This window comes from Aequorivita viscosa (assembly GCF_900106795.1).
In the GTDB taxonomy this organism is placed as follows: Bacteria; Bacteroidota; Bacteroidia; order Flavobacteriales; family Flavobacteriaceae; genus Aequorivita; species Aequorivita viscosa.
In genome coordinates this window covers 1-9,317 of record NZ_FNNS01000044.1, presented here as the reverse complement: position 1 = coordinate 9,317, position 9,317 = coordinate 1, and the positions used below count along the sequence as shown (strand labels likewise).

Genomic DNA, 9,317 nt, shown 5'->3' with positions numbered 1-9,317 from the left:
CGGCACTTACAACTATTCAATATATCAACAAGTTTATCTTTGGCAGAAACATCAACAATATTAAAATCAGCATTATTTAAAATGCACAACGGGTTATTATACAATGAAGTATCGAGCCACAGCCATCCCATTTGTTACAATGTGCGCCCTTGTTTTTTGCTGTAAAGAAAACACAAAGTCGACTCCCCAAATAACGACGGCTACTCCTAACCTAATCCATCTATCTTCGGAAGAAGGAACAAAATGGGATGTTTTAGGGTCAAGAATTACAGGGAAGATTTTAAGTGAAGACACCCGTGGCGAATACGCTGTAATAATAACTGAAACCCCGCCCAATGGTGGTCCACCAAAACACATTCACACGCACGAAGATGAATTGTTTTATGTAATTCAGGGCAATTATGAGTTTACGTATAGCGACACGCTAATTAATGCAAAGCAGGGCGATATTGTGCATTTACCCAAAGGCAAACCGCACTCATTTAAGAATATAGATACCATTGCGGGCATTACAATGAATACCATAACTCCTGGCGGTTTTGAAGGTTTTTTCGCCGACATCTCTTCACTTGCTGACCGAAACTTACTCGGTAAAAAACAAATAGATTCACTTTCTGAGGTGTATGGAGTTCGGTTTGTGAAGCCGAAAGGGAAATAGTTTACTAAAGCTTTTTTACCTTCAGCTGTCACTAGGGAACATAAAAGCTTTGCGACTTTGCGTGAAAACCATTCAAAATAGACGCTATTGCTAATAACAATTTAATCCATCATTGCCACAACCCTTGCAGGGGCAGCAGAAGCACCGACAATTTTTAACGGAAAAACTGCAATTTTAAACCCTGTGTATGGCAGCGCATCTAGGTTTACCAATTGTTCTATATGGCAGTATTCTTTTCTTTGTCCCACTAAATGAGCTTCCCAAAACAATTCTGAATCATTGGTTTCTTTCGCCTTTTTGATCATATAAGGCAGCGGCAAATCCCATCCCCAAGAGTCTATACCCATCACCTTAACTCCCTGATTTATTAACCATTCGGTGGCTTCGGCGCTCATTCCTGTTCCTATCTTATGAAAATCCTGAGTGCCGTTAAATTTATCTCTTCCGGTTTTAATGAGTACAATCATTCTTGGCCTAATTGTTAACTCATTTTCTTTCAAAAAAGCTTCAATATCGGCAGTGGTAATTGGGTCAAAATCGGCTTTGTGTTTCATATCAATTACGATTCCTTCACCAAAACACCATTCTAATGGTATTTCATCAATTGTTTTCGATTTTTTACCGTTTGTTGTGGCAGAATAGTGCCACGGAGCATCAATATGTGTGGTGGAATGCACGCCCATTTTTTTAATAGTGTCATCTGCCCAACCTTCAAAACCCTTAGGATATAATCTCCGTGGCAACCCAAAAGCCCTCAAAATCCATTTGGCTTTTTTATGTGGTTTATGCTTTATTTTAACGCGCATAAACCAAGGGTCGGATTTATTATATTTTATTGGTTTTGATAAATCTATTATTTTCATAATAAGAAGTTTAGCAACTAAATTTCTATTGTGGTATTCTCAAATGGCATCTTCAAAAGTAAGATATTCAAGCTTTACGCAAAATAGGTAGACCTACGTATTAAATATTTATTCACGATTTTAGTGGATTACAATCTTCCTACAATAAAAAGCTCCGCGCTTTTTTATCCAGCAAATTTAGGTGTTAAAAAGCTCTGGATGTTTTTGTACCCAAAGCAACAAACCGTTTTGAGTAGGCGGAATTTCAAGTTTTTTGATGATGTTGCTACGGTGCTTTTCAACCGTGCGTCTGGATATAAAAAGTTCTTCAGCAATTTGTGAAGACGAAAAGTTTTTAGCGAGATACCGCAATATTTTAGATTCGGCAACAGTAAGATTATTAAGTGCTTCAGAATCTTTTGCAAAATGAATTCCTGCTTCAATGTTCTTGCTCACATACGTATTTCCGGCTACAACTTCTTTGATACAGTCTTCAATTTCCTGAAGGGCATCTTCTTTTAGTAGATAGCCTTGAATGGTTTTTCCCACTTGTTGCAAAATGGCTTCTTCTTTAAAAAGCGTTAGTATAATTATTTTGGTTTCAATTCCTTTGTATTGGCAAGAAGAGGCCACTTCAAGACCGTTGAGCTTAGGCATGTCAAAATCTAAAATTGTAATATTTGGAATGTGTTTAACAATTAAATTATATGCCTCGTTTCCATTCATAGCCGTTGCCACAATATTGTAACCTTTACTCTCCAAAAATGTTTTGGTACCAGTTAAAAGAATGGGATGATCGTCTGCAATAAGTATGGTCGGTTTCATTTTTTGGGTATTTTAATGATAATAGTTGTTCCTTTTCCTAGCGTCGATTTAATTGTTAAATCGGCTTTAATAAACTGTGCTCGCTCGTGCAAGGTTTTCATTCCAAGACCCTTAAAATTTGTGGTATCTTTCGGAATTTCAAAACCTTTACCATTGTCTTTCAGAATAAAAACAAGCTCCTTCTTTCGTTCTTCTGAAGAAAGGTTACAGGCGGTTGCTTCGGCGTGTTTTTCAACGTTAGTTAAAGCTTCTTGAAGCATTCGGAATACATAGATTTCCTTTTCTTTAGGAATTAAGCCGTCTTGGGTTTTAATATCTTCAGAGTAAAACACATTGGAGTTTTTCTGAAACGTCTCAATCATATTTTTTAAAGAAGTTGTAAGACCTAATTTCTCAAATTGAAAAGGGTGTAAATTGTGCGACATTTCGCGTACTTCCATGATGGTTTCTCCAACTAAATCTATTTCATTTCCCTCTTTTTTATCCGTGCTCAATAATGAGTTTTTAATAATTAATAACTTTTGGCCAATACTGTCGTGGAGTTCTGTTGCAATGCGAGATCGCTCATTTTCTTGAGTTTTTAGAAGGTCTTGAGTGAAGGATTCTTGCATTTTGTGTTTTCGTCTGGCAAAATTGCGTGAGCGGATAATATATACAAACCCAAACAATGCCAAAGCTCCGAGACCACCAAATAAAAGCCATTGGTTTTTTACTTTGTTCTTTTCGTCCAATAATGCGATATCAGATTTTTGAGCAGAAATGGTTAGATCGCGTTTTTCAGTTTCGTACAAGGTTTGGTAGTAAGAAAGAACCCTTACTTTTTGTGCAGCTTCTACAGAGTCTTTAATGGTTCTGTAATTTTCAAAATGTGTTAGCGCTAGATCATTTTCCCCCAATGCTTTATAAACTTTATACAAAAATTTTTCTCCATTTTGCCTTTCTTCGTATTGATCTCCTTGTTTTTTTAAATTAAGATATTCTTTTCCTAAACGAACCGCTTCCGCATAATTCTGTTTTGCAAAAGCTAGGTTTTTAATCGCGGTTAAGTAGTATGGCCTATATAGTCCTTTAGTGTTTTTTTCGGTATTTTTATATATTTCAACCAATAGTTTTTCTGCTTCCGCAATGCTGTCATTTTCGGCATAAGCGCCTATTAGTCCAAACAGCATTATAGGTTTATAATAATCTGCGTATTCTGAAAGTCGCGCAAATTCAATTGATGCTTTCAAGTTTTCAATACGTTTGTTTTGTAGTCCTAGCTTGTTATAATCGGTAGCGGCATTATAATATATTATAGATAAATAGTTATAGGATTTTCTAATTTTTTCCAGAGCAATAATCTCCTCTCTTTCTTTTCTTGCTTCTTCATAAAATCCGTTTTTACTATATAATATGGTGAGTGAGTTTCGCACACCTACGATGTTTGCGGTGTCTTTTTCGTTTTGAAACATTTTAAGAGCCTCTTGGAATGTCAAAGAAGCTTTTCCAAAATCGCCCATATCTGTATAAACTTGTCCCTGCACTTGCCTTGACAGCCCCATAAACTTATAATCGGCGTCTAGTTGGGCATAATGATATGCGCTATCGAGGAACTGTAGAGATTTATCAAATTGATTTAAATAGAAATACGAATTTCCAGCTTCGTAGTAATATTTGCCTAAAATTTCACGATTTGAAACCTTAGAAGCCCATTTTTGGTTTTCTAAAAAAACGGCTATTCCCGATTTAGGATCTGAATTTTTGTTGTTTTCAAAGTAGATTAGATTGGCTGCGTGCCATACAACAACATTTGCAGAGTCCAATTTCTTGGCATACTGAATCGTCTCCTTTACAATAGAATCGTTATCGAAATTACTACCATAAGCAATGACGTTAGAAAGACTGTCTAGAAGTATTAACTTTTTAACTCCTTCGTTTTTTGAAATTTCTTCTTTTAAGTGGTTAATAACTTCTTCCTCTCCCCTTTGTTGCGAATGCGAAACGGAGAAAATCATAAGGAAGAACAGCACAAAAGGATACCTCATCTACGTAAGTTTTTGTAAATATACTTTTTAATGTTTTTTCACAAAACCCAAAATATTAAGACTGTGTTTTATATTTATACAAAAATGTAATACAAATTGAAATATTATTGAAAATTATACAATTTAAATATCGCAAATTGTAAGAAATAATATAAAAATGGCGGCTAAATTGCTTTCAGCTTAAAGAGAAAAGGGCAATATAGTTTATCAATAAAAGCAATTAACTGAAGAAATGTTATAAAAAAAGGGCGCAAATTAATGCGCCCTTCCTAAACAACCTAACCAATTAAATAATAGAATATTTCACTTTTTCATAGCAATTAAATACTCAATTATTTAATACAAAAGTAAGCTTCATTTTCTATTCAAAACGTTAACGGCATCCGCAAAGTTTTGTTAAAGTTTAAACGTATTTCTTGTAATTGTTAATTTGAACCTCTGCCCCTAAGTCATTCATCAAATTATAAAGTCCAAAAAAGGTTCTGTTTATATACAAGAAGTGTTTGGAACCTCTATTTCCATTCATCTTTCTTAGTTCGGTATCTTTAGAGTATTTATTACTTAACTCGGCGATTTTCCCAAAAAACTCTTCATCTGAAAAGTCGAATGTTTCACTGTGGAATGGTTTTGTAAACAAACTAAGCATCTCGTGAAATAGTTCTGAAAAGAATCGAGTTTCTTCTGGGGTATCTTCTTTTTTCAAAATTTCTAAAGCATACATTTTTTCTGAAAACACTCTAGGATTGTTGATATTCTCAGGTTGAGCCAACTCAAAGTAAGGAGCATAAAACTCCTCTGGCACGGTTTTGACACAACCAAAATCTATTGCTATTAGATTTGCATCAGAATCTACCATAAAGTTCCCGGGGTGGGGATCGGCGTGAACTCGTTTTAATTGATGCATTTGGAACATATAAAAATCCCACAACGTCTGCCCCACTTTGTTGGAGTATTCAGGGTTTAAATTTGTTTTTACAAACTCAGACAAATGCTGCCCTTCCATCCAATCCATAGTTATAATTCGCTCGTTAGAAAGCTCTTCATAATATTTTGGAAACCTCAGATTCGGAATTTTGCTACACGCCTGTGTAATTTCTTTACTTTGAACGACTTCGAAAATATAATTGGTTTCTTCCAAAAGCTTCCCTTCCACTTCTTGAAAGTATTTGTCGCTGTCCTCGCCTTTTATATTAAACATCTTCATAGCAACTGGCTTTACCATTGCTAAATCGCTACTTATGCTTTCGGCAATTCCAGGATACTGAATCTTTACAGCTAAATTTTTTCCATCTTTAGTTGCTTTATGGACTTGTCCGATACTCGCAGCCGCCACAGATTCGGCATTAAATGAATCGTAAATATTCTCTGGAGTATCGCCAAAATACTTTTTAAAAGTCTTACGCACTAAAGGTGCAGAAATTGGAGGTACTTGAAACTGAGCCAATGAAAATTTTTCAACATATGCCTTTGGCATAATGTTTTTTTCCATACTCAGCATTTGGGCGACTTTTAAAGCACTTCCTTTTAGGTTTTTTAGGCTGTCATAAATATCTTCAGCATTGCTTTCATTTAACTCATCTTTTGAATGTTGTGGGTTCACGAGTTTTTTACTGTAATATTTTAAATAATTTCCGCCGACTTTTGCACCAGTAGTCATTAACTTGGAAGCACGTTGAATTTTGTTTGTTGGAATTTTATCTATTGTCTTCATTATACCATCTTTTCTTTCCACAAAAATTTTCCAAAATCTAAAACACTTTCTAACGGCTGTGTATCGAATACATCAAAAATGGCTCTTACCGACTTTTCAATTGCAACATCTGTATTTTCAAACCCAGCAGAATTGTCCTCCATCCAATATTTCAACAGAAACAAGGTTTGTAACCAAGCGCCTTCAGAAAAAATTGTGACAGATTGTTTTAAAACTTTTAGCTTTTTGTCTTCATTATTATCTCGAATTAATTCGGCCGCAAAGTGTTTTACATCTTTTCGAAGTCCCTTTAACTGACTCAAATTTTTCAACATACTTTGATGTTCCTTTAGCGAGAAAAGAACGTAACTCCTATTGAGTGTAAGTAACTCAAAGAAGGTAAAGAAGAAGGTTAGCATTTTATCTTGATTTGAGTAACCTTGAAATGCTTCGTCATTATTTGCTAATGAAATTGTTTGTTCATAAAATGAACTCCAAATTTCCATTTGTAAACCTTCAAAAGAACCAAAGTGCTCGTAAAATTGAGTTTCTTCAAAATTATTTTCCTTACAAAATTTAAAAACGCTTTTCGGAGTTTTTTCATTTGTAAGAACTGATTCCATATACAAGGAAATAATTTTCTCCTTACTCATTTTAGTATTCGAATTTGATTTTTTTGAAGCAGGGGAATTCGTTTTTGCAGTCGCCATAGTACGTCTCGTATTTAATATTGAAAAAGGTGTAAATCTACCTCGGTAAGCAAAGATAGCTACTGTTTAACATTTTAAGCTAACTGCTAAACAAAATATTGTGTTAAAGTTTATTCCTTCAATAGAATGACAAGGTGTCAGCATTGTAACCCTTGGTATTTTTTTTGACTATGAAATGATACTGAATACAATTACAAATTATATAAAATATAAAAAAATGAGCAAAGGAACTATTAATGTATCAGTGGATAATATTTTTCCGCTAATTAAGAAGTTTTTATACAGCGACCACGAGATATTTCTTCGTGAATTAATTTCGAACGCGACAGATGCAACTTTAAAACTCAAACACCTTGCTAATATAGGAGAGGCTGACGGAGTTGAGTACGGTAATCCAATAATTGAAGTAAAGCTTGATAAAGAAAAAAAACAACTACGCATTATAGACCAAGGTATTGGAATGACTGCGGAAGAAGTTGAAAAATACATCAACCAAATTGCATTTTCTGGAGCTGAGGAATTTATTGAGAAGTACAAAGACAAAGATGGGAAGGATGCTGGAATTATCGGGCATTTCGGACTTGGTTTTTATTCAGCTTTTATGGTTGCCGAAAAAGTTGAGATTATTACCAAAAGTTTTAAAGATGAACCTGCCGTACATTGGACTTGCGACGGTTCGCCAGAATTCACTTTAGAAAAAGCCGATAAAAAAGATAGAGGAACAGAGATTATTCTTCATATTGCTGAAGACTCTACAGAGTTTTTAGAGGAGTCACGTATCAGTGAACTATTGGTGAAGTATAACAAGTTTATGCCTATTCCAATTAAATTTGGAACTCGTACTGAAACACTTCCAAAACCAGAAGACGCAAAAGAAGACGATCCAGCTCCAACTAAGGAAGTTGATAATATAATCAACAATCCTAATCCAGCTTGGACAAAAGCACCTACTGAACTTGAGGATAAAGATTATAATGAGTTCTATCGCGAAATGTACCCAATGCAATTCGAGGAACCTCTTTTCCATATTCACCTAAATGTTGACTATCCGTTTAATCTTACAGGAATTCTTTACTTCCCTAAGATGACGAATGATATGAGCATTCAGAAGGATAAAATTCAACTTTACCAAAATCAGGTTTTCGTGACTGATAATGTAGAGGGAATTGTTCCTGAATTCCTAACAATGTTACGCGGAGTGATTGATAGTCCAGATATTCCACTTAACGTATCTAGAAGCTACTTACAAGCAGATGGAGCAGTTAAAAAGATATCTAGCTACATTACAAGAAAAGTTGCAGACAAGCTTAAGAGCTTATTTAACAACGACCGTGAAGGCTTTGAGAAGAAATGGAACGATATTAAAATCGTTATTGAATACGGTATGCTTACTGAAGATAAATTCTTCGATAAAGCAAAAGACTTTGCTCTTTACCCAACTGTAGATAACGCTTTCTATACGTTCTCTGAATTAAAAGACAAAATAAAAGACTCTCAGACTGATAAGGATGACAAGCTTGTAATTCTTTATGCTTCAAACAAAGAAGAACAACACAGTTATATTCAGGCTGCAAAAGACAAAGGATACGAAGTTTTACTATTAGACTCTCCTATTGTTACTCATCTACTTCAAAAAATTGAAGGCAGCGAAGAAAAAGTTTCTTTTGTACGAGTAGATAGTGATCACGTTGAAAACCTTATTAAGAAAGACGACGAGCAGATTTCTAAACTTTCTGATGAAGAAAAGGAAACGCTAAAAACTTTCTTAGACGGGGTTATACCAAAAGAAAAATTCACTGTTCAATTAGAGGCAATGGATAGCAATGCAAATCCATTTATTATTACCGAGCCAGAATTTATGCGTAGAATGAAAGATATGCAGAAAACCGGAGGCGGTGGTATGTTTGGAATGGGTGGTTTCCCAGAAATGTACAATCTAATTGTAAACACAAACCACGAATTGGTAAGTGAAATACTAAATACTAAAACCGATAAGAAAAAGGAGCGTCTAGTTAATCAAGCTTTAGACTTAGCAAGATTGAGTAAAAACTTATTAAAAGGTGAAGAGCTTACTGCTTTTATAAAGCGTAGCTACGAAATGATTAAGTAACATTTCTTTCTTACAATAATTCAAAAGCCATTTCCTTATTTTCGGAAATGGCTTTTATTTTTTTATATCATCTTGTTGAAAAATGACGAAAGATTTTTGAAAAACAACGACTATCGCGGAATTATATTTGTAAGCTTCCCTTTAAACCGAACTGTTTAAAAGTAGAATAATTATCTTAATTTTAAACAGTATTATGAGACGAAGTAAATTTTCACCACAACAGATTGCAAAGATTTTAAAAGAGTTCGACAATGGAAAGAGTGTCGACCAGATCAGTCGTGAGCATGGGGTCAGCCCCGCCACTTTCTATAAGTGGCGTTCTAGATATGCTGGAATGAACTCCAAGGAGCTCAAGCGCCTCAAGGAGCTAGAGGAAGAGAATCGCAAGCTCAAGCAGATGTATGCCACTCTGGCCCTTGACCACCAGATGGCCAAGGAGATCATCGAAAAAAAGCTTT

At 34.9% G+C, this 9,317-nt stretch carries 8 protein-coding genes; 3 read left to right on the top strand and 5 right to left on the bottom strand.

Annotation, left to right across the window (positions count from 1 at the left end; genetic code table 11):
- Nucleotides 1–103: 103 nt before the first annotated feature.
- Entirely contained in the window at nucleotides 104–658 is a 555-nt protein-coding gene (locus tag BLW28_RS15205; protein WP_073222194.1) for a cupin domain-containing protein, read from the top strand.
- A gap of 101 nt (nucleotides 659–759) precedes the next feature.
- Here the strand turns inward: BLW28_RS15205 and BLW28_RS15200 are convergent, their stop codons facing one another.
- The 5 genes from BLW28_RS15200 to BLW28_RS15180 form a co-directional block, all read right to left on the bottom strand.
- The gene (locus BLW28_RS15200) at nucleotides 760–1,521 is read right to left on the bottom strand and encodes a cyclase family protein (RefSeq protein ID WP_073222197.1); all 762 of its coding nucleotides are present in this window, start codon (nucleotides 1,519–1,521) and stop codon (nucleotides 760–762) included.
- Nucleotides 1,522–1,698: 177 nt separating this feature from the next.
- Nucleotides 1,699–2,325 (bottom strand): response regulator, encoded by a 627-nt coding sequence (locus BLW28_RS15195; protein WP_073222200.1) that lies wholly within the window; start codon nucleotides 2,323–2,325, stop codon nucleotides 1,699–1,701.
- The gene (locus BLW28_RS15190) at nucleotides 2,322–4,349 is read right to left on the bottom strand and encodes a tetratricopeptide repeat-containing sensor histidine kinase (RefSeq protein WP_083540884.1); all 2,028 of its coding nucleotides are present in this window, start codon (nucleotides 4,347–4,349) and stop codon (nucleotides 2,322–2,324) included. The genes BLW28_RS15195 and BLW28_RS15190 overlap by 4 nt, the downstream gene beginning before the upstream one ends.
- A gap of 403 nt (nucleotides 4,350–4,752) precedes the next feature.
- The gene (locus tag BLW28_RS15185; RefSeq protein ID WP_073222205.1) at nucleotides 4,753–6,060 is read right to left on the bottom strand and encodes an ABC1 kinase family protein; all 1,308 of its coding nucleotides are present in this window, start codon (nucleotides 6,058–6,060) and stop codon (nucleotides 4,753–4,755) included.
- Nucleotides 6,060–6,692, bottom strand: a complete 633-nt coding sequence (locus BLW28_RS15180) for a TetR family transcriptional regulator C-terminal domain-containing protein (protein ID WP_317042296.1) — start codon at nucleotides 6,690–6,692, stop codon at nucleotides 6,060–6,062. The genes BLW28_RS15185 and BLW28_RS15180 overlap by 1 nt, the downstream gene beginning before the upstream one ends.
- 274 nt (nucleotides 6,693–6,966) lie before the next feature.
- Here BLW28_RS15180 and htpG point away from each other — a divergent pair, with 274 nt between their 5' ends.
- Nucleotides 6,967–8,859 (top strand): molecular chaperone HtpG, encoded by a 1,893-nt coding sequence (gene htpG / locus BLW28_RS15175; protein WP_073222216.1) that lies wholly within the window; start codon nucleotides 6,967–6,969, stop codon nucleotides 8,857–8,859.
- Nucleotides 8,860–9,052: 193 nt separating this feature from the next.
- Nucleotides 9,053–9,317 (top strand): transposase (locus BLW28_RS15170; protein ID WP_073216870.1); only part of this gene is annotated, 265 nt, incomplete at its 3' end.

Excerpts from the sequence above, each read along its gene's own strand:
- BLW28_RS15205 (WP_073222194.1), top strand. The coding sequence starts at position 104 with ATGAAGTATCGAGCCACAGCCATCCCATTTGTTACAATGTGCGCCCTT.
- BLW28_RS15200 (WP_073222197.1), bottom strand. The coding sequence starts at position 1,521 with ATGAAAATAATAGATTTATCAAAACCAATAAAATATAATAAATCCGAC.
- BLW28_RS15195 (WP_073222200.1), bottom strand. The coding sequence starts at position 2,325 with ATGAAACCGACCATACTTATTGCAGACGATCATCCCATTCTTTTAACT.
- BLW28_RS15190 (WP_083540884.1), bottom strand. The coding sequence starts at position 4,349 with ATGAGGTATCCTTTTGTGCTGTTCTTCCTTATGATTTTCTCCGTTTCG.
- BLW28_RS15185 (WP_073222205.1), bottom strand. The coding sequence starts at position 6,060 with ATGAAGACAATAGATAAAATTCCAACAAACAAAATTCAACGTGCTTCC.
- BLW28_RS15180 (WP_317042296.1), bottom strand. The coding sequence starts at position 6,692 with ATGAGTAAGGAGAAAATTATTTCCTTGTATATGGAATCAGTTCTTACA.
- htpG (WP_073222216.1), top strand. The coding sequence starts at position 6,967 with ATGAGCAAAGGAACTATTAATGTATCAGTGGATAATATTTTTCCGCTA.